The following is an 18895-nucleotide window of genomic DNA, read 5'->3' as shown; positions in this document are numbered from 1 at the left end:
TTTCAGCGGTCAGATCAAATTATGATATAACTAATCTGGAATCCTAATGATCAAGAATATGAGGTGAAATTATAGTGACTACGGTCGGCATTATTGCAGAGTACAACCCTTTACATAACGGACATGTCCACCACTTCGAAGAGGCCAAGCGGCTGTCCGGGGCAGATCACTCTATTGTGATCATGAGCGGGCCGTTCACCCAGCGCGGCGAACCGGCGGCGGTAAGCAAGCAGGCACGCACGGAGATGGCGCTTCATATGGGCGCCGACGTCGTCATTGAGCTGCCGGTGGCGTATGCCGTCCAGCCGGCAGAGTGGTTCGCCTTCGGAGCAGTAGCTCTGCTGGAAGCGACCGGGGTCGTGGACAGCTTGTGCTTCGGCTCCGAAGCCGGCACTTTGAGCGTGCTGCAGCCGCTGGCCGAATTTCTGGCCAAAGAAAGCAGCGCGCTTAAGAGCGAGATTCGCCGCCGCATGGCACTCGGAGCGAGCTTCCCCGCCGCGTACAGCGCAGCTGCGGCGTCCGTCTGGGAAGTCTCTCTCCCGGGAGAGGAGAGAGACTTCGATGCTGCCGGGCTGCTGCGCCAGCCGAACAACAGCCTCGGCCTGCACTATCTAATCGCGCTGCGGCGGCTTGGTAGCGCAATCAGGCCCCTCACTGTGCCGCGCACCGGCGCAGGCTTCCACGACCCGCTGCAGAGCGGGTCGAGAATCGCAAGTGCCACAGCGATACGCCAGGCGCTCTCAGAAGGCGGATCACCTGCAGCTTACATGCCAGATTATAGCATGTCCATCCTGGAAAGAGAGCATGCGGCGGGCAGAGGCCCGCTGAATCTTGAAAGCTTTGGGATTCAGCTCCGCCACCTGCTCTCCACTAGGACAGCGGCCGAGTTGCAGAGCCTGCAGGACATGAATGAAGGTCTGGAGAACCGGCTACTGCGGATTTTGCCTGTTCTTCCGCGCTTCACTGTATCCGCAGTACTGGAGGCACTGAAAAGCAAGCGTTATACACGCACCAGGCTGCAGCGTTTACTGATTCATGCCCTGCTGAACCACAGCAAGGAAGAAATGGCGCCGGCTATCCTCGCGAAGGGGCCCGGTTACATCCGGGTCCTCGGCTTCCGGGAAAGCGGACGCCCATTGCTGAAGCAGATGAAGCACCGTGCCAGCTGGCCCGTAGTGACTAGTCCGGCGCAATTCTCTCATCCAATGCTTGAAAGAGATCTGCAAGCAGCTGCTGCTTATGCGGGAGCATTCAGTAACCCCTTGCGAACAGATCTTTACAGCGACTATCTGGAGCCTCCGGTCAGGATTTGACCGGCAGCTCCTGCATATACTTCAGTGCATCGGCAAGGGTCGATACCGGTACAAGCTTCATGTCCGTGCCGATTTTATCAGCCTTCGCCTTGGCTTCCTCATAATTTTGAACGGGCACGAAAAAGATCTCCGCCCCTTTCCGGTCAGCTGCAACGATCTTATGCTTAACTCCGCCAATTGCCCCCACTTTTCCGTCCGGATCAATAGTGCCCGTACCTGCAACCCGATGGCCTTTGGTCAGATCACCGGGAGTCAATTGGTTGTATATCTCCATGGTAAACATCAAACCTGCTGAAGGCCCGCCTACATCTGTGTTCACAAAGCTTACCATTTTGCCTTCCATCTCAGGTTTTACCTTTTGTACCGCTCCGATCACTACCCCAAGACCGGGCTTCACCACTCCAGTCTGCTGATTCTTGACTTCTACCAGCTTGACCGTTTCCTCAACTTTTTTGCCTTCCCTCTGCAGCACAACAACTGCAGGATCACCAATCTTTCTAGTCGAAAGAAGCTTGGATAACGCATCCGGATCGGGTATAGTCTGCCCCTCTACACTGATGATTTTATCACCGGGCTTGAACTGTTCCTGGTTGCCCGTCACAGGTACTGAGAACACATACAGATAATCCACCACATCTTTATAAGGAATGTCCGCCGCATGATAAGCCGCCTGTACGGCATAGGACTGCGAGCTGTTCATGTAATATACTTGCTCGGCCGCATACTCCTGCTCCGTCTTATCTCCCAGACGGGTCTCCTTCAGGACAACCTCAGCATTGGAATTGAACACTGAAGCTACCAGAAGTGCAACATTGGCGTAGCTCGCAGATACTGTGGTCATCATAAAGGTTCCCTTTTCATCCTTATCTGCATTCTGAACCTGAATCATTGGCGCTACCTCGGAGGCGCTGCCGGGTTGATAGACAATATAGGGCGTATTCATAAACACAGCAACATAAAGAATCACCACAAATGTGAACAAGTAGGCTGTGGCACGGAATCCTACCCGGCGTTTCAGTTGCCTCACTGCTTTTCCCTTCTTTCCCTCAGCACTGGACTATACACTTGGAATGATCTTGTGAAGCGGCCGGTTGGAACGAGGCATGACGGTTGTCTTCTCTGCATAAATTGATAACAGTCTTTAGCCTATGTCCTAAGCTATGAAGAGGTGATGCTCAAAATGAGTCCTATAAAAATACAACGAATAACCTCAGGTGCCGCTCCATTCGCCGGCGGGGCGGCAGCCATTCTGCTGGCTATTGCTATCGTATCTGCACCGGAGGCTTCCTTCACGGCCTCCCTGCAAGGCCTTAAACTATGGTGGACACTCGTCTTCCCGGCACTTCTCCCTTTTCTGATCCTCTCAGAGATGCTTACGGCTTCCGGAGCAGTCCACGGCTTCGGTGTAATGCTTGAACCCCTTATGAAGCGAGTATTCCGTTTGCCCGGAGCCAGCGGATGGACACTTGCCCTGGGAATGACCGCAGGTTTCCCCGCCGGGGCAGGAGCAGTTATGCAGCTGCATAAGCAGGGCCGTATTACGGACAAGGAGGCAGGAAGACTGGCCTCCCTGGCGCACTATGCCAGCCCGGTGACTGTGCTGATCGTTGTAGGCGCAGCTTTTCTGCACAGTCCCGCTTCCGGATACGCGCTACTGGCCATTCACTGGCTTGCCGGGCTTTCCGCCGGTTGTACCTCCGCTCTGTTTGCCGGACGCTCTAAGCTCCAATCAACCGCAATCCAGGAACAGGCACACCGCAAAAAAACCTCTCTGCTGACACGCGTCTATCGTGCTGCTGCGGACGCACGTGCACAGGATGGACGCAGCTTCGGAAGACTGCTTGGTGATTCCGTGGGTTCTGCCGTCCAGAACCTGATGATCGTCGGCGGCTATATGATCATCTTCGCAGTTGTAATCCATATAGCGGCTTCAGCGCTCCCACAGCTTCCACCGGCACTGGTTTCAAGTCTGCTTGAGATTCACCTTGGGGCTTATACGCTTACTACAGGAACAGCAGCCCTTCCTGCCTTAAATTCAATGAACACTCTCACAGCGGCCTGGTTATCGGCGGCCCTGGCCTGGAGCGGAATCTGCGGACAGCTCCAGGCGCTGACTCTGCTTAAGCAAGCAGGCGTGCGTTATCTGTCTTATGCTGCCATTCGATTGATGCACGGCATGTACGCTTTTTTATTCACGCTTCTCCTATGGAAACCGCTGCTTAATCTTCAGACGAATGTGCAGCCAGCAATAAGTGTGCCGGATGAGCACCTGCCTGCAGTCACGCTAAACCCCGTAACGGTCTGGCGCTCCATTCCACAATTAGCGGGCTTGCAGGCTCTGATCCTGCTCCTATTATTAGCACTGTCTGCAGCTGTTTATATTACGGCTTCATTCCGCCGTCCATCCGCTTAAATTTGAGATTCATGGCTTGCTCTACCTCTGGCGTCACAAAGTCGGAGACGTTCCCGCCGAAGTGTGCAATCTCCTTCACGACACTCGAGCTTAAATAGGAATATTTCGGATTAGTCATCATAAAAATGGTTTCTGCATCGGGGTCCAGATTATGATTAATCGAGGCATTCTGCAGCTCATATTCAAAATCGGTAACCGTTCGGATTCCGCGGACGATCACCTGGGCATCCTTTTGCCGGACATAATTGACCAGCAGATCACGGAAGCTGTCTACTTCCACATTGGGAATGTCCCGGGTGGCCTGCCGGAGCAGATCGGTACGTTCTTCTACGGAAAATAACGGATTTTTGCTTAAGTTGTTAAGGACGGCAACAATCAGTCTGTCGAACTGTTTGGCTGCACGGTTAATAATATCCATATGCCCCATCGTCACCGGATCAAACGTTCCCGGATAAATGGCGACACGTTCTTTTCTAATCTGCAGACTCATCATTACCCTCCTTGCTGCTCTCCTGTACTTCTTGGGAGGCAGCCTCATACTTATAAATAGAGACTGTCGTCTCTCCATATACAGCTTGCCGTGTTCTATGGAATCCCGGGATGTCCTCCGGATATTCATAGCCTGACTCATGTTCTAGTACAATCACCGCATCCTGGCGCAGCAGTCCCTTTTGAACCATGGCCAGCATCAGTTCATCCCCATGCTTCAGCCTGTATGGAGGGTCCAGGAAGACAAGATCGAACGAACGCCCACGTTTCTCCAGCGCACTTAGCGCTCTGCCCGCTTCATTGCGGTAGACCTCTGCCTGTTGCTCCACCTTGGCCGCCTTCAGATTTGCGCGCACCGTATCAATGCTCTTCTGTTCCATGTCCACAAAAACAGCCTGTTCCATCCCTCTGCTCAAGGCTTCAATTCCGAGCCCGCCCGTGCCTGCGAACAAATCCAGCGCGGCCCCCCCCTCAAAATAAGGGCCAATCATACTGAACATCGCTTCCTTGACTTTGTCGGTTGTAGGCCGCGTTCCGCTCCCCGGAACACTTTTCAGGGGTCTGCCCTTTGCACTTCCCGATACAACTCTCACCGCTCATTCACCTGCTCTTATGTCTCTGTTAGTTATGCCGTTTAGGGCATAAGTCCAAGCCTATAGTACCACAATTGTCTATTGAAATAAAAAAATGTCTGCAGGCGTCTTATTGAGGCGGGTAATTTTTCCGACTGCTCGTGTATAAAATTGGACATTCAGGGCCATCATGTAATTATCGACATTGCAAGATGTCGTAGACAACCGCGGAGCAGGCTTACGTTTCCCCATAAGCTCTTCGTCCGGTTTCTCCTCTCCCATGAAAGGGCGCCTAGAAATAGGCGCCCGATTTTTATATTCTAAACACACTTCGATAATACAGTTTCCCCAAATGAAAAAACAAAAAAAAGCCGCCACAAGAGGTAGCTTTTCATGTAAAAACAACTGTTGAATCCAGTTCTGCTATAACCTGAAGCACCTCTTTAAGGCCGCTTTTGGACATGGTGCTGTATTTTGAAGCTTTGTTCCTCTCCGACTCGGGTTCGAAGTAGGCTACTTTCAGCAGCTTGTTGATTTCTACGATCCTCCGTATATTAATGCTATTGTTTCGGTCAGCGAGCAGAAAGCAATAACCTGATGCATTGAGTACTTGTGTCCAATATTTTAAAGTCCCGGCTGTAAAATAAACGGAGTCCAGCGTGTGCAGCAACAAAATCGCTGTGCGGCTGTCCGTTCCCAGGTAGATGATTTCATCAATTCTAACAGTTATAAGGCCCGTCTTCCCCTCAATATCTCTAGTTACACTTATGGTGTCCATATTATGCCTCCAAGCTACTTGAGCAATTCTTCCGTTGTCTCACCTTTATATATGAAAAGGATACTATCTGTAGTTACTATGAACATTGCTGTCAGAGCCAGGAAAGAAGCCATCCGGTAATTGATGCGGTGACATGCCTTTTTCAGGAAACACATCACTTCTGCTTCACCCCGCTTCACCCGGTAGGATAGAAAAAGGCGAAGGAGATTCCACCCGTTACTTCCCCCGCTCTTTTGAAATAGCATAATATAACAAAAATATAACTGTAACTGCAAAAAATGCAATGAGAATGAACAATTGCTCATAGTAGACGATGACAGATAGCAGACCCAGAAATACAACAATCAGCACGATAATCAGAATGTCCTCGAATTTAAAGCGGAGCCGCTCAAAATCGAATTTAAAACCCCAGCCAATCTTGTATAGCCAGATGGAGAGAATCACACTTATCAGTCCTGAGGAAAATTGCAAAAGATAACCATTGGTTAGGCTAGCCTGGGCAGCATCGATGGAACGAAATAAAAGAAACGCCAAACCGGTTTGCAAAAATCCATAGATTGCATATCCAAGGATTGTTGTGATCAATGACCATACCAGAGGAATCTTAACAACAACTGAAAAGAAAAAGATAAAGATCAACACCGTAATTATTGGTACTAAGTACGCTAATGAGAGTTCATTTCTAAGTATGTAACTTTGCAAATTGATCAAGAGGCTTACGGTTAGAGCTTCCCAGACAAAATCTCCGGGCTTGAAACGGAAGAGCGCCATAACCAAATAATATACGCCAATCGTTTCTATAATCGAGAAAAACATAAATCCTGCCGGCTCCCACGACAACTTCCAACACCGCCTGCTCTAAATTTCGTTCATTACATTAATTATATATCTGTCCCTTGGGATGCGTACACTATTTATTTATTTTCACATTCGTGTTATGTCAGAAGAAAAGTCTTTTTACAGCAAAAAAGCACCCTGCCCGGTGCTTTTTGATCTCTTGATTACTTATTTTTGGTGTACAGCCAATTGTAGTAGCTGGCATGCTTAATCTCATCCGTCATGATCTCGAAGATCCAGTCCCGGTATTGGGGATTGATATGCAAATAAAGCTTGCGATACTTTTCAAATGCTTTGAGTTCGCCGATCAGTGCCTTTTCAATACCTTCCAGATAACTGACCGGCAAAGGTTCTGTCCCTTCATCCGAAACCTTGGGGGCCATTCCGGTCAGCTGTGTGTAAAGCGTCTTGAACATGCTCCGGTGCTTTCTCTCATCATCGCGGATGCCTGCAATAATCTCTTGTTCTTCCCTTGTAGGAGCCAATTTAATAAGGAAGTCATAAAACAGCTCATCATTCCGTTCTCCTTGAATTGACTGCTGGATCAATTGGAGGACCATTTCGTCATTGCGGGACAGAAGCCGGTTGGATGACTGGAAATTTGGAGCGAAATACGGTTGATAATTCACGGCGACACCGCCTTTACTAAATTAGGAACACTTAGTTACAGGATATTCACCTATAGCCTAAACGTTACCCGGCGGCGGATTCATCGTCCTAGCCCAATTACAAGTTTAAAATCCATTGCCCCATATCAGTGATCACCTGAGCATCCACCATTCCTGGTTTGTTATATCCCGCTGCAGTTCCCGCATCTTTCCCTTCATCATTCACGAAGAAATGATTAAGACCTGGGTAAAGCTTAAAGGAAGCTGCAGGATTCCCTTTTAAAACGTCCTTCCACTGCGGAAAGTCTTTGTCCGGATAGACCTGAAAATCATCGGCACCCTGCAGTACAAGTACCGGTTTGGTAAGCTTGCGAGCCAACTCCCCGGTAGGATGCATATCCATCTCTTTAAAATAGTAAGCCGGAACACCAAATATGCTAGGCGCTGCCTTGGATTGCTCTAAGGTCATTGCAGTGAGTGCTTTTCCTTTGGAGTGTTCGGTGTCGATGGCTGCAACGGTTTGTGCCTTACGCGGATCGGTGTTTGATAAATTTTGGATGGAAGCCATGTTCTGTTCGTAAATAATCTCCAGTAAACTGCGCGGCGAACCCGCCAGCAGGATCAGTCCTGCAAAGTTACCGCCGTCAGCATCAATTCTCGGAGCAAGCATACCTCCAAGGCTATGACCAACCAAATATACCTGTGCGGGATCCATTCGTTTGTCAGCCTTGAGCAGCTTTGATGCGGCAATTGCATCTTCAACCGTTTCATCCTTAACACTAATCGTTGGAGCTGCAGCTCCCATAAACTGCTCCGGATAAGAATAGTTCCGTTTATCGTAACGAAGCACTGCGATGCCTTGTTTGGCAAGTCCATAGGCTATATCCCGGAAAGGCTTATAAGCAAATACTGTTTCGTCACGGTCTGAAGCTCCTGAACCCTGTACAAGCACTACAGAAGCCAAAGGATGAGTCGTATCATTGGGAAGCGTCAGCAGCCCTTTAAGCGGATGTGATGTCCCGGCACCAACAACCACCTCTTCCTCGGTTACTCCATCGGGAAGCTTAAGCTCTGGAGCATTAGATTGCGTTGCTGCTGCAGCAGCAGGGGCAAACCAGAGTCCCTTAATTTCGCCGGAGCTGTCTGTGGTTATCGTTACAATCAAATTTCCTTTTGTAAAAATAGCTGTGGAGGCAATAGTCAGTTCATGATTCACTTGATGACTTGATACTGAATCAATCTTAAGGTACTCGCCAAAGGTATCGGTTATTCCTTGCCAAACCTGCTGAAGCTTGGCAACAGTAATAGCCTTTTGGCTCGACTCATTTAAAAACTGCTGCCATAACATTTCATACTGATTAGAGGCAAGCAGGCCTGTTACTTTCTCAGCGAAAACCTGTGGAGTATACACAGTAACTTGAGCCAGGGCTGAATCATAGGAGACCACTAACCCCATGGCATTCAGCAAGGATATGGGAACATAAATAAGATTGCCTTGGAGCACCGCCTTTTCTTCAATCACAAATTTATCCTTCCCATTCAATATTGCTTCATTTGCACCAAGTTTCATTGTAATCTGTTGGCCGTTACGGCTTAATTGCAGTACTTTTTGTTCTTTTATGTAATTAACTTCCAGACCCAACGCTTTACCTACCTTACGGATAGGGACCAGTACCGTATTGCCTTTTGCGAACGGAGCCGCATTCACAGGAAACTTCAGTACTTCATTGTTCACATTAAATGTTATTTTAAGTGCTGCTCCATGTGCCGCCGGTGCCGACCAAGACCATACACCCAGCAGCAGCACACAAGCCAATACGAACGATAATTTGGTTCTCATATTATTATCTCCTTTCTGTTATCACATCCTTTTCTAATACGAACCAGATGGTAAATGGTTACATTTAATTCATGGAATTGACCTTTTATTCACTCACATCCTTCCGGCCTCTTTCAGGAAAATAAAATCTTTGCCGCGCCGGGTCAATCTCACACCTTGTGTGTTGACGCCAAGCAGCCTGTTGCCGGACCTTGTGAAAATGATATTCTCTACCAGCCGGTCATCAAAAATTTCCTCCATTCTTTCATTAAAATCCTCCTCACCCAATTCCAGCGCCTCCTTCTCCAGAGGTACACCCGCTTCAATCAGTTTGAGTACAATATAAATTCTTTCTTTCTCTTCCATAACTTCACCACTCTCATAAATAATGTACTTCACACACAAAACTGTACCCTCTTATTCTACACTACTCCTCTATATTACACTGCTTGTCCTTCACAACTGGGCAAAGAAGCGCGACCCGGCATTTCTGCTCAGAGATCGCGCCCATTTCCTGTACTTAGATGAAGCAGGCACTCAAAATAATAACCAGAAGGATGTAAAGCACCAGAATCGCACCTGTCGAAGTAAAAGGACTTACAACAGGGCCAACATTAGCGCCACCCACATTACCGCCATAACCACAATCTGCACCCATGAGATTACCTCCTCCAATTTGATCACTACACAACAGAATATGTCCCCGGACCCCGTACAGATTGGGCTAAACGGTTTATTTTTAGGCCGCTGCTTGTGAATTTTTCAAAAAGGGCAGGATGCCGTTCATTAATCCGATGCCAGAATTCCGTCAAAGCTCTCCGGTCCGACACGAATTGAACCCAGAAGATTGGAGGAGACAAATGCAGTATACGTAAGTTGAGGTGTAACCGGTGGTAAAAAATCAGCAGCAGAGAATGCAATCACCTGTGGTGCCAGGACACTTAAGCTAAAGGTGGAGGTCGCTGAGTATACTACCGGGTCTGTAGGCAATGTCCCTCTGACAATTGTTATAGTAATACCTACTAAAGCGAGAGGAAGCTGGATAGATACAGTTCCCTTGAGCAGCACTCGGGGATTCGTCGTAATTCCTTCAGTAATCAGGCCAATCTGACCGAATAGTTGAGGCGTATTGATCACCAGAATCGGAATGGCAATGGAATTGGCAGTACTGGCATTCTGTGAAGTTCTTGCATCCAAGTAAGTTCCCATATGAGCACCTCCTTTCCTTCCTTATTGTATTTCGGAACGCTATCTATTGCTTGGTCTACTGGCCTGTGAGCAAGGCCTAAATGATAAACGGGTTTCAGTCCTTGGTTGAACCATCCCTCTTGTTGAATGCAAGCTCGAAAAGTCCGGTTGCGGACAATCCGGCAAGTCCACCTGCCCAAAGGCGCAGAATCAGATTCATTTCGGTAAACGGGTAAGCTACAGCACCGACAAACAGGCCAATCACAAGCCCAACGGCAGGAACCAGGTTTCGTGGCAGGTTCACGGTGCTCTTTACCAATTGAACCAACGCGAGAACAAAAACAGCCAAGACTGAAGCAAACGCAAGAACATTATTCAGCGCCTCGTTCACCATGTTCATCAACCCTCCTTCTTCGCTGTGATGAGGCCTGCCCGGTATAATACGGTGAGCGTTCTATAGAAGTCATAACTGCCTTGGGAAGGTGTATCTAACAGTCCCGCAGCCGCTGCGGCGCTGACGGCCGATTGCGCCCATTCCGGAACATTCATGGTTGAACGTCCTTCTATGGCTGCCAGCCGTTCAATCACGTCTTTGAGGGTCTGACCCTGCTCCTGAACTCCTGTCTTTAGCGTATCCCTGCTTGCTCCCAGTCCATTGACAAGCTGTTGAAGCTCCTGCAGCTGCACTTCCAGAATGGCCAGCTTCTGTCTATCCTCTGCCGACATCTCATCATCCTCCTCCACCTCATCATATTGAAACAGATTATTGGCATTCATAATTTGAATAAGCTTCGAAGCATAACCGGGATCCGTGGCATAACCTGCCGCAGCGATCTCTTTTGCAGCGTCGGCTCCGCCTACACCAATCACCTTGCTGTACAGATTTCGGTTCCACGAAACCCCGTCCCGGATCAGTGCAGAGTGATCCGCAACCGATTCTCCCCAGTTATTATAGACACGAAAAGCCGCAGATACCTGCACAGCTTTCCCGTTCTGATATTCAGTTGTCTGTATCGTGATGCTGCCGGCTGGCCCCCTGCCTTTGATCCCGAACAGATTGTTGGCCCTGACCGTCAATCCACTACTTCCCCAGCCGGATTCAAGCGCTGCCTGTGCGATCGTCAAGGAGGCCGCAATACCGCTTCGGCGCATATCGGCTATTGCAAAGGAGGCAATGGCAGCAATAAATTCCTTCTCGGTCATCTCATCACATCCTTTCTCTATATAAAATGCTCGTTAAGATAATCTGCTTGTGCTGCTCCCTATGGATATCTTGTTTTTAATAGGTTTGAATGCAAAAAAACGCCGGAGCATCCGCTCCCGCGTTTTTTTGCAGCACCCTGTAATATAGAAGTAAGAGTAGTTTTGGTAATATTAAACATACAATTCTTGTGATTTTCATATATTTACAGTAGTATAGTAATAATTAACTACTAAGGAGGGTCTAATATCCTATGCCTTCATATTATTTCAAAGAATTTTGGACACCTCTAAGCTGGGTCGGGGTTAAATTTTTTCGAGACGACGAAGGATATCTATGGATTAAGTGGTGGTCCAATCCGCGTAAAAGATTACGCTGACCTTAACTTATACCGCCAGTTCCAGCTTATCGCTGGAAGAATAAATCCTTTCTTCATGCCAGATTTAATAATTCTTTTGACCCATTAAAGAAAAGCTCTATTTTTGCTTATTCCAAAATCAGCAGGCTGCCTCAAAAGTAATCCGGTTCTTTCCGCTGCGTTTGGAGATATATAAGGCCTCGTCGGCCAGACGCAGCGTTTTAATGGTGTCCGCACCATCCGGGGACCATACTGCAGCCCCCACGCTGCACCCCACATGGATATTTTCTCCTTGAATGATCGGCAGGTTTATCTTGTTAATAATTCGCGAGGCCACAATCTCAGCCTCCTGCATGGGTTTAGTTGCAGAAGTGTGAAGGATCACTATTTTTCTTACCAACCAGCTCCTTGGGCCCCAGAAGAATGTTGTCATTTTTTTGACTAACTACAAAAACCTCTACATCCTTTAAACGCTCCTTGAGCGGAGTGACTATGGATCTCTCTACTTCTCTGGACCATTTCCAGCTCAAATGTGCTGCCAGCACCCCTGTCACCAGTCCTTCCCTGGTATGGACAGGCACACTTATGTCCACAAACTGCAAGGCTTCACCACTTGGGTTCGGCAATAGCTTCGACAATAAAACGGCATCGTGCACATCCCCGATGTATGTTCCCTTTGAACCCTCTTGAAACACGGGGCGCTGGCTTATATTCTGACTGAGCAGGATATTGTCCGTAGATGAGAGCACATTCCCTTTCGAATCCAGAAATCCCCCAGGTGAACACAGGCAGACTGCTTTTTAATTGGTTCAATAAGCCGTCAGCTTCCTTTTTGTCCACGGGCATCTGAAATGCATTAAGTTTGCTAAGCACCTCTACCTCTCCAGTCCGTGACCACATGAAATGATCCAGTTTCTCGGACATCTGATAGGCCTCTGCAGCGAGGGAACCTCCGATACTAAGCTCGACAGACCGGGTAGACTGATTCCCTTGATACAAGATTATTAAATACATATTTTGTATATGATTCTCATTCTTCATTTTTCTCATTGCTTATAGCAAAATAATACTTTGTTGCCGGATTGGGAATGCTTACATAAAGACACTGTAGTATAATCTGCTCATCAACCATTAAAAGGAGTGATCTCTGATGTCAGAACAATTTGAAATGTATGATGATCCATTCAAGATGCTTATCCTTCTGGCTACCTTAATTTCCGAGAAGCAGGGTACCGAGCTCAAGTATGAGCATGTCCCTTCATATGACAATGCCGTTTTTTCTATGGAGCATGAAAGATTCTTCTATAAAAAGGATAACACTGAAATTACCTGGTTTGAATTCCTGGGCAGAGATATCGCTTCATCACGGGACCTGTCGCGGTCTGAATACAACAAGATGTTCGTTGACTGCATGTCTTCCCTTTACAATCTGTAATCCACTAAATAGCCTACATAGTCCCCCATTAATTTCTGAATACCCTCCCTCTTTCAACTGAGGCTGAGGGTATTTCTGTTGGTCTTCAGAAAATTTAAATCTTTTCTTTTAAAAATAGCACTTTAGTAGATTGCCCAGATCATTGCAGTTCGATATAATAGCAAAAAAAACAGCGGAGGTACAAATGGACGACTCCAGCAGAAAAGAACCGTTCCGATACGTGATGAACCAGCCCATTGAATGCTGGCTGGAACTTCCCGCGAGCAATTCCGGTCCAGGTGCCGGAAAATTAACAGAAGGAGTGCTGCTTGACCTTAGCCGTTCAGGCTGCAAGGTGCGCACCTCGCTCAATCTCCGCTTTACCTCTGGTGATACGAAGCTGATCATTCACTTTCAGCTCGCGGAAGACAAGCTGCAATTTGAAGGAAGCGTGCGTTGGGGATGGATGTTTGGACTGGGCCAGTTCCAGTACGGAATCCGTCTAGATTTACAGGAAGACGAAGAAGAGCAGCTGCTGCGTGAATTGGAGATCTGGACCAATACTCGCAGAGCACAAGGATTATAGCAGGCTCATCATCTTAGATGCCCTCCACAAGGAGGACGTCTTTTTAAGATATGCGCGTTGTCAGTTCACTTGAACTGAGGTAGATGAAGTTTACATACGCAAAAGCGAAAGCACAGCCCAGGGCCATACTTTCGCTCCATTGCATTCCATTTTGAACATTCCCGGAACCTATAAATTTATTCTTCAATCCTTTTCTGGATCAACAGCTTCATTACATAAATAAGTATGGCTCCAACAGCAGCCTCAAAGATCAGAGCCCAGAAGTTAGTTCCGATATCGGATAGTTTCAGTCCGGTACGTATTGCAGAGGCATCATAAACCTTAAACTGGAATGCGTTATTCAGTGCACTAATGTAGCTTCCCCAAAACTGATTCTCAATAGAGCTTATTCCGTTCTCGATCATCACAAAAACACCGATAGCAATCCAGATGGTCCCCTTTACCCGAAGGCTTTTGGCTATGGTGATGGCAAACATTAAGAGGATCAGTTCAAATCCGGCGGTCCATAGGAGATTGAATATGCACCATGATGCCACCCGCCAGAAATTCACCGGTAGAAAATCAGAGGAGTAAACCAGAATATATAGACCTAGATGGATCGCAGCAAGCCCCGTCACCAGCAGCAGCAGAATCCAGTTGAGCAACAGCGGTGAGAGAACATTCTGTAAAGTACCTACCGGCACAAGCCTTCTGGCATATGACTTTAAGTAACGGACATAGTTGAAAAAGGCAAAGAGCAGCAGGGTACAACCAAAAACGCCATATGCCATCATATTATAGGAGAGCAGATCAACCCCCATAGAGCTGTTCGAAATCCATATTCCAGCCTGAACAAGCAGCATAATGACGAAGAAAGCGAGGATCCGCTCCTGTCTGCGTTTCAAGTCATATTTCATCAGCTTCAACATTCTGCATACACCTCTCTGAACAGCTCATCGATACTTTTTCCCCGCTGGAGCCTGATCTCCTCTACTTCACTATGCAGGACAAGCTCACCCTCTTTGATAAAGATCACTTCATCAAATATTCGTTCGATGTCGGTTACAAGATGCGTGGAGAGCAGGATCGTACTGTCTTCCTCGTAGAACTCCATTAGCGCATTAAGTATTTTTGTCCGGGCCACAGGGTCAACTCCGCCGATTGGCTCATCCAGAATATATAAGCTGGCTCTGCGCGAGAGCACCATGGTCAGCTGCAGGCGTTCGCTCATTCCCTTGGACAAGGTATTGACCTTGTCACTTTCCCTTAGTTTCATGAATTCCAGCATTTTTTTTGCTTTGCTTAGATCAAAGTCTGGATAGAAGTCCTGCTGAAACTTGAGAGCGTCTCCTACCTTCATCCATGATTCAGTTAAGGGACGGTCTGGCATGAAAGACACTAGCGATTTACTCGCTTCTCCCACCGGAACACCCAACACGGAAATCTTCCCCGAAGTCGGCTGGGCAAGCCCGGCAATCAGCTTCATCAGTGTAGTTTTCCCACTGCCATTGCTGCCGAGCAGGCCGACGATTTTACCGGCGCTGAGTTCCAAGGAGACCCCGTTCAGGGCATGCTTGGAACCGTATTTTTTGGTCACATTTTCAACTTGAAGTATCCTGTCCACTGAAACAATCCCCCTATGATTTAGTCCTTGAAGCAATATTTTCCGCTACAGCCGTCAGGATCTCCTCACTCTGAAAGCCCAGCTCCTGCATGCCGCGGAAAAATCGTTCCAGCACATCCTGTGCCATCTCCTTTTTAATAGTAAGAATAGTCTGTTCATTGCCGGTCACATATCTGCCCATCCCACGCCGGGTTTCCACGATCTCTTCACGCTCCAGTTCCTGAAAGGTTCTTTGCACCGTATTCGGATTAATCTGTAGTTCAGCGGCCAATTCACGTACGGAGGGGATTTTGTCGCTCGGTTTCAGCTTTCCGGTAACGATCTCCCCTTTCATATAATTCATGATCTGGAGATAAATCGGCTGATTGTTGTCAAATTCTATGGTCATCAAGCAACGTCCCTTCGTCTGAACACCATAAATCCCGCCAGAAGAAACAGTACAAAGTATACGGACAGCACCAGAATAGAGAATTGCAGCGTCATTCCTGGAATCGGTGCTCCTCCCCCTTCATAAGCAGCCAGATTCATGTTGGGAAATAATACGTATTTGTAGAAATCGCGGAAAATGACCAAATTACTAATTGTAATAGCAAACATCGTGCTTCCTATGGTTACGCCAGTAGAAGTGGTCAATATTCCAATCATAAAAGCCAGCGCAGTGTACATCACCAGATACACGCTATTGTAGAGTACGGAAGTGAGAACATCACCAATGCCCAGGCTATCTCCACCCATTCCAAACCACACGCTGCCAGAAGCATACACTGCTAAAGTTGTTACTACAGTCAGGCTGAGTGCGTACAGCAGGACGGTCAAATATTTTGAGGCCAGGATGGCAGTACGGCTACGCGCACGGATCAGCAGGAATTTAATCGTGCCCTGACTGTATTCCTTGGTGACAATACCCGCTGTACCGATAATGACCAGAATACTCAGCACTTGGCCAATAGCCGTCGGCATCATCATTTCCGCCGCAAACGCAGGCCCGGTAGCAAAAAGATCTGCCGCAACGGAATGCACAATGTACCCTACCAAAAACGGCAATACGATTAAAAGAGCATAGGCAACAAAGAAAGAACGTTTCTTGGATAATTTAATCCATTCATTCAGCACCAGATTATAAATCTTACGCAATGCGGTTCCCTCCTGTCCATTTCAGGAATTCTTCTTCAAGACTTTGTTTGTTATCTGTAATACGATAGACCCCTACTCTCGCCTCGCTGAAAGCTGCTACTAGCCCCGGTACTTCGTTATCCTTCATGCTGATAAGGACTTCAGAATTCGCCTCATCCGTCCGAATGAACTGAACACCTGACTGTGCTCTGATAACCGTAAGCGCAGCTTCCAGCTTATCTACCCGGATGGCAAGGGGAATCTCGCCCCCAACCTTCACTTCTTCTCCCAGCGGAGTTACTGCGATCAGTTGGCCATTCTGAATGACAACCGCTCGGTGGCAGATCTGTTCAATCTCCGTAAGCATATGACTCGAAATCAGGATCGATATGCCTTCCACCTCAGCGATCGTGCGCATATATTCACGCATTTCACGAATTCCCGCAGGGTCCAGCCCGTTTGTAGGCTCATCAAGGATGAGCAGCTTTGGTGCTTGCAGCAGCGCTTGGGCGATCCCCAGCCGTTGGCGCATCCCCAGGGAATAGGCTTTTACCTTCTTACCCATTGCCTCCTGCAGGCCGACCAGCTGTACCACTTCATCAATCCGTGCATCCGTGATGCCGTCGCTCATCCGCTGATATTGCTTCAGGTTGTCATAACCCGTCAGATGGGGATAAAACTCAGGGTTCTCGATGATCGCGCCAATGTGGGCGATGGCCTTGTTGAAGTCATTGCGGATACTGTGTCCGTCAACCAGCACATCTCCTTCCGACATACGGATTAGGCCGGTCATCATACGGATGGTGGTTGTTTTACCGGCTCCGTTAGGTCCGAGCAGCCCGACAATTTCTCCTTTACGGATATCAAAGGACAGCTTATCAACAATCGCTTTCCCTTTGATGATCTTACTGACGCCATTCATTTGAAGTACGATCGGCGCGTTCCCAACACTTGATGATTCAACATGATATGCAATCTGATTCATGGCACCCTCCTGGATTTAAAATCAAATGTTTCCGGTTGAATATTCTATTGTACCGGTGTGTTAGTTAAATAGTACACCGACTCATCGGTTTTGTAAAGCCTAATTCTTCCAGACTCAATTGACCGGAGACAAAGCTGCACTACAAATGGAGGGCATTGATATCCTTCAGCATGTTACGGGTAATAAAGTATTTGTCTTGCGGAAGCAGTATGGTCCCGCTATGATCAAAAGATCAGTCTATTTCGGAAAGGAAACCGCGATTATGATACTCTTCATTCACCGCAAAGATCTGCGGACGATCGACCTACCGGCCTTTGATGCCATCCATTCTGCTGGTGTAGCCAGCTTGCATGTACTAATCCTTGATCCTTTTCTGCTGGGGAAGAAGCGGTATCTTGAACACAGCGGCCTGAACTTTCTCGCGCAAGTTGCAAGGCTGCAGCAGGACTACATCCGGACGGGCAAGCAGCTGCATATTCTGTACGGTGAGCCAGATACAGTCGTCAAGAAGCTGGTACAGACCCATCCCATTGAGCAAATAATGGTTCATGCAGATTACACACCTTATGCTGTAAAGAGGGACAAGCAGCTGAATGCTACAGCATCCTCAATTGGCATCTGTTTTCAGACTTATTCCGACAGTATGCTCTGTGACCTGGATGATTTCATGGAGTGGAGCGGGCGGGCGGAGCCATACAAGGTCTTTACACCTTTTTACCGCCGCTGGCGCACCTTCGTCGCAGAACGTTTCCATCCCCCCTATTCCATTAGCTTGAAGGAACTGCAAACGACCAGCCTGGAGCAAAGTGTAACAACCGCCTTCAGGGTTCCGGATGAGCTTAGCCAGCAGCTCTGGCAACTATCCTCACGGACCAATGACCTGGACGCGAATCGTACACTCGATCATTTCCTTAGTGAGAATCTGCAGGATTACACGGTGAGACGCGATAAATATGCGGAGGATGGTACGAGCCGGATCAGCCGGCATTTAAATACAGGGGCGATTTCAGTACGGATGATCTATACAAGGCTGACGGAGCAAGAACGCGGAGCGGAAGAATGGCTGCGGCAGCTGGCCTGGCGGGATTTTTATTTGATTCAGGCCCGTCTGGATGCTGATTTTTTCAACTATGAGAAGGTCTTTGATCTGACTAGTCTGGGTACCAGACATTTTGAAGCCTGGTGCCAGGGGAACACAGGTATTCCGGTAATCGATGCGGCTATGCACCAGTTGAACGAAACGGGCTGGATGCCGAACCGCCTGCGGATGATTACCGCGATGTTCCTCACTAAGAATCTGGGCTGTCCGTTTATTTACGGAGAACGGTACTTCCGCCTGAAGCTTAGCGATTACGATAATGTGCTGAACCGGGGCGGCTGGCTATGGAGTTCGTCACTCGGCTTTGACGCCTCCCCGTACTTCAGAATTATGAATCCGGTCACCCAATCGCAGACTCATGATCCAAACGGAAGCTATATCCGCACCTGGCTGCCGGAGCTGACAGATTTGTCGGACAAAGAAATCCATCTGCCCCGCCCCGGTGCCATAGTTGATCTAAAAAGTTCACGGGCACTGGCAATCGAAACCTATAAGGAGATTCTTCAAAGTAAAGGATAG

The 18895-nt window shown here is 48.0% G+C and carries 24 protein-coding genes; 5 read left to right on the top strand and 19 right to left on the bottom strand.

The genetic code is table 11. From position 1 onward, the window contains the following. Positions 1–74: 74 nt before the first annotated feature. Positions 75–1313, top strand: coding sequence for a nucleotidyltransferase (locus tag ACTJKB_RS20550; protein ID WP_440836232.1), 1239 nt, complete (start codon positions 75–77; stop codon positions 1311–1313). Here the strand turns inward: ACTJKB_RS20550 and ACTJKB_RS20545 are convergent. Next, complete coding sequence (locus tag ACTJKB_RS20545) at positions 1303–2340, bottom strand: SepM family pheromone-processing serine protease (protein ID WP_440836231.1); 1038 nt, start codon at positions 2338–2340, stop codon at positions 1303–1305. The genes ACTJKB_RS20550 and ACTJKB_RS20545 overlap by 11 nt on opposite strands. 153 nt (positions 2341–2493) lie before the next feature. Here ACTJKB_RS20545 and ACTJKB_RS20540 point away from each other — a divergent pair, with 153 nt between their 5' ends. Then, entirely contained in the window at positions 2494–3726 is a 1233-nt protein-coding gene (locus tag ACTJKB_RS20540; protein ID WP_440836230.1) for a nucleoside recognition domain-containing protein, read from the top strand. Here the strand turns inward: ACTJKB_RS20540 and coaD are convergent. From coaD to ACTJKB_RS20475, 13 genes are all read right to left on the bottom strand, one after another. Next, positions 3695–4216, bottom strand: coding sequence for a pantetheine-phosphate adenylyltransferase (gene coaD / locus ACTJKB_RS20535; protein WP_083613474.1), 522 nt, complete (start codon positions 4214–4216; stop codon positions 3695–3697). The genes ACTJKB_RS20540 and coaD overlap by 32 nt on opposite strands. Continuing rightward, complete coding sequence (gene rsmD, locus ACTJKB_RS20530) at positions 4200–4808, bottom strand: 16S rRNA (guanine(966)-N(2))-methyltransferase RsmD (RefSeq protein ID WP_440836229.1); 609 nt, start codon at positions 4806–4808, stop codon at positions 4200–4202. The genes coaD and rsmD overlap by 17 nt, the downstream gene beginning before the upstream one ends. Before the next feature lie 370 nt (positions 4809–5178). Then, positions 5179–5565 (bottom strand): LytTR family transcriptional regulator DNA-binding domain-containing protein, encoded by a 387-nt coding sequence (locus ACTJKB_RS20525; RefSeq protein ID WP_440836228.1) that lies wholly within the window; start codon positions 5563–5565, stop codon positions 5179–5181. A gap of 216 nt (positions 5566–5781) precedes the next feature. Next, positions 5782–6381 (bottom strand): hypothetical protein, encoded by a 600-nt coding sequence (locus ACTJKB_RS20520; protein ID WP_440836227.1) that lies wholly within the window; start codon positions 6379–6381, stop codon positions 5782–5784. A 185-nt stretch (positions 6382–6566) separates the two neighbouring features. Continuing rightward, positions 6567–7031: a ferritin-like domain-containing protein gene (locus tag ACTJKB_RS20515; RefSeq protein ID WP_440836226.1), complete on the bottom strand. Its 465-nt coding sequence runs from the start codon at positions 7029–7031 to the stop codon at positions 6567–6569. 97 nt (positions 7032–7128) lie between these two features. Then, positions 7129–8817, bottom strand: a complete 1689-nt coding sequence (locus tag ACTJKB_RS20510) for an alpha/beta fold hydrolase (protein ID WP_440836225.1) — start codon at positions 8815–8817, stop codon at positions 7129–7131. A gap of 126 nt (positions 8818–8943) precedes the next feature. After that, positions 8944–9228, bottom strand: coding sequence for a hypothetical protein (locus tag ACTJKB_RS20505; protein ID WP_440836224.1), 285 nt, complete (start codon positions 9226–9228; stop codon positions 8944–8946). 121 nt (positions 9229–9349) lie between these two features. Continuing rightward, positions 9350–9487 carry a hypothetical protein gene (locus ACTJKB_RS20500; RefSeq protein WP_167374602.1) on the bottom strand — a complete coding sequence of 46 codons (138 nt, stop codon included), beginning with the start codon at positions 9485–9487 and terminating at the stop codon, positions 9350–9352. Between the two features lie 128 nt (positions 9488–9615). Further along, positions 9616–10038, bottom strand: coding sequence for a hypothetical protein (locus ACTJKB_RS20495; RefSeq protein WP_440836223.1), 423 nt, complete (start codon positions 10036–10038; stop codon positions 9616–9618). A 94-nt stretch (positions 10039–10132) separates the two neighbouring features. Then, positions 10133–10411 carry a holin gene (locus tag ACTJKB_RS20490; protein ID WP_074083675.1) on the bottom strand — a complete coding sequence of 93 codons (279 nt, stop codon included), beginning with the start codon at positions 10409–10411 and terminating at the stop codon, positions 10133–10135. A 5-nt stretch (positions 10412–10416) separates the two neighbouring features. Then, positions 10417–11220 carry a glycoside hydrolase family 73 protein gene (locus ACTJKB_RS20485; RefSeq protein ID WP_440836222.1) on the bottom strand — a complete coding sequence of 268 codons (804 nt, stop codon included), beginning with the start codon at positions 11218–11220 and terminating at the stop codon, positions 10417–10419. Between the two features lie 495 nt (positions 11221–11715). Beyond that, the gene (locus ACTJKB_RS20480) at positions 11716–11913 is read right to left on the bottom strand and encodes a diguanylate cyclase domain-containing protein (RefSeq protein WP_440836221.1); all 198 of its coding nucleotides are present in this window, start codon (positions 11911–11913) and stop codon (positions 11716–11718) included. 22 nt (positions 11914–11935) lie between these two features. Continuing rightward, a complete protein-coding gene (locus ACTJKB_RS20475) occupies positions 11936–12202 on the bottom strand; it encodes a hypothetical protein (RefSeq protein WP_440836220.1) in 267 nt (88 codons plus the stop codon). Positions 12203–12726: 524 nt separating this feature from the next. Between ACTJKB_RS20475 and ACTJKB_RS20470 the strand changes: the two genes are divergently transcribed. Together ACTJKB_RS20470 and ACTJKB_RS20465 are read left to right on the top strand one after the other, a co-directional pair. Next, a complete protein-coding gene (locus ACTJKB_RS20470; RefSeq protein WP_440836219.1) occupies positions 12727–13011 on the top strand; it encodes a hypothetical protein in 285 nt (94 codons plus the stop codon). A 184-nt stretch (positions 13012–13195) separates the two neighbouring features. Continuing rightward, positions 13196–13576, top strand: a complete 381-nt coding sequence (locus ACTJKB_RS20465; protein ID WP_440836218.1) for a PilZ domain-containing protein — start codon at positions 13196–13198, stop codon at positions 13574–13576. 176 nt (positions 13577–13752) lie between these two features. Here the strand turns inward: ACTJKB_RS20465 and ACTJKB_RS20460 are convergent, their stop codons facing one another. The 5 genes from ACTJKB_RS20460 to ACTJKB_RS20440 are packed head-to-tail and all read right to left on the bottom strand — an operon-like array spanning position 13753 to position 17277. Then, positions 13753–14484, bottom strand: coding sequence for a hypothetical protein (locus ACTJKB_RS20460; protein WP_440836217.1), 732 nt, complete (start codon positions 14482–14484; stop codon positions 13753–13755). Further along, complete coding sequence (locus tag ACTJKB_RS20455; RefSeq protein ID WP_440836216.1) at positions 14478–15179, bottom strand: ABC transporter ATP-binding protein; 702 nt, start codon at positions 15177–15179, stop codon at positions 14478–14480. Before ACTJKB_RS20455 ends, ACTJKB_RS20460 begins: the two co-directional genes overlap by 7 nt. 13 nt (positions 15180–15192) lie before the next feature. Further along, a complete protein-coding gene (locus ACTJKB_RS20450; protein WP_440836215.1) occupies positions 15193–15567 on the bottom strand; it encodes a GntR family transcriptional regulator in 375 nt (124 codons plus the stop codon). Beyond that, positions 15567–16313, bottom strand: a complete 747-nt coding sequence (locus ACTJKB_RS20445; RefSeq protein ID WP_440836214.1) for an ABC transporter permease — start codon at positions 16311–16313, stop codon at positions 15567–15569. The genes ACTJKB_RS20450 and ACTJKB_RS20445 overlap by 1 nt, the downstream gene beginning before the upstream one ends. Next, the gene (locus tag ACTJKB_RS20440) at positions 16306–17277 is read right to left on the bottom strand and encodes an ABC transporter ATP-binding protein (RefSeq protein ID WP_440836213.1); all 972 of its coding nucleotides are present in this window, start codon (positions 17275–17277) and stop codon (positions 16306–16308) included. The genes ACTJKB_RS20445 and ACTJKB_RS20440 overlap by 8 nt, the downstream gene beginning before the upstream one ends. A 220-nt stretch (positions 17278–17497) precedes the next feature. Between ACTJKB_RS20440 and ACTJKB_RS20435 the strand changes: the two genes are divergently transcribed. Continuing rightward, positions 17498–18895: a cryptochrome/photolyase family protein gene (locus tag ACTJKB_RS20435; protein ID WP_440836212.1), complete on the top strand. Its 1398-nt coding sequence runs from the start codon at positions 17498–17500 to the stop codon at positions 18893–18895.

The sequence above is a fragment of the Paenibacillus sp. 22594 genome (assembly GCF_052044425.1).
Taxonomy (GTDB): domain Bacteria; phylum Bacillota; class Bacilli; order Paenibacillales; family Paenibacillaceae; genus Paenibacillus_AQ.
The sequence above is the reverse complement of the archived record's forward strand: the minus strand, read 5'-3'. Positions and strand labels throughout refer to the sequence as shown.

Bases quoted from the DNA above. Each gene is read 5' to 3' on its own strand.
- ACTJKB_RS20540 (WP_440836230.1), top strand. From the start codon at position 2,494: ATGAGTCCTATAAAAATACAACGAATAACCTCAGGTGCCGCTCCATTC.
- coaD (WP_083613474.1), bottom strand. From the start codon at position 4,216: ATGAGTCTGCAGATTAGAAAAGAACGTGTCGCCATTTATCCGGGAACG.
- ACTJKB_RS20525 (WP_440836228.1), bottom strand. From the start codon at position 5,565: ATGGACACCATAAGTGTAACTAGAGATATTGAGGGGAAGACGGGCCTT.
- ACTJKB_RS20520 (WP_440836227.1), bottom strand. From the start codon at position 6,381: ATGTTTTTCTCGATTATAGAAACGATTGGCGTATATTATTTGGTTATG.
- ACTJKB_RS20500 (WP_167374602.1), bottom strand. From the start codon at position 9,487: ATGGGTGCAGATTGTGGTTATGGCGGTAATGTGGGTGGCGCTAATGTT.
- ACTJKB_RS20495 (WP_440836223.1), bottom strand. From the start codon at position 10,038: ATGGGAACTTACTTGGATGCAAGAACTTCACAGAATGCCAGTACTGCC.
- ACTJKB_RS20490 (WP_074083675.1), bottom strand. From the start codon at position 10,411: ATGGTGAACGAGGCGCTGAATAATGTTCTTGCGTTTGCTTCAGTCTTG.
- ACTJKB_RS20485 (WP_440836222.1), bottom strand. From the start codon at position 11,220: ATGACCGAGAAGGAATTTATTGCTGCCATTGCCTCCTTTGCAATAGCC.
- ACTJKB_RS20470 (WP_440836219.1), top strand. From the start codon at position 12,727: ATGTCAGAACAATTTGAAATGTATGATGATCCATTCAAGATGCTTATC.
- ACTJKB_RS20465 (WP_440836218.1), top strand. From the start codon at position 13,196: ATGGACGACTCCAGCAGAAAAGAACCGTTCCGATACGTGATGAACCAG.
- ACTJKB_RS20460 (WP_440836217.1), bottom strand. From the start codon at position 14,484: ATGTTGAAGCTGATGAAATATGACTTGAAACGCAGACAGGAGCGGATC.
- ACTJKB_RS20450 (WP_440836215.1), bottom strand. From the start codon at position 15,567: ATGACCATAGAATTTGACAACAATCAGCCGATTTATCTCCAGATCATG.
- ACTJKB_RS20440 (WP_440836213.1), bottom strand. From the start codon at position 17,277: ATGAATCAGATTGCATATCATGTTGAATCATCAAGTGTTGGGAACGCG.
- ACTJKB_RS20435 (WP_440836212.1), top strand. From the start codon at position 17,498: ATGATCAAAAGATCAGTCTATTTCGGAAAGGAAACCGCGATTATGATA.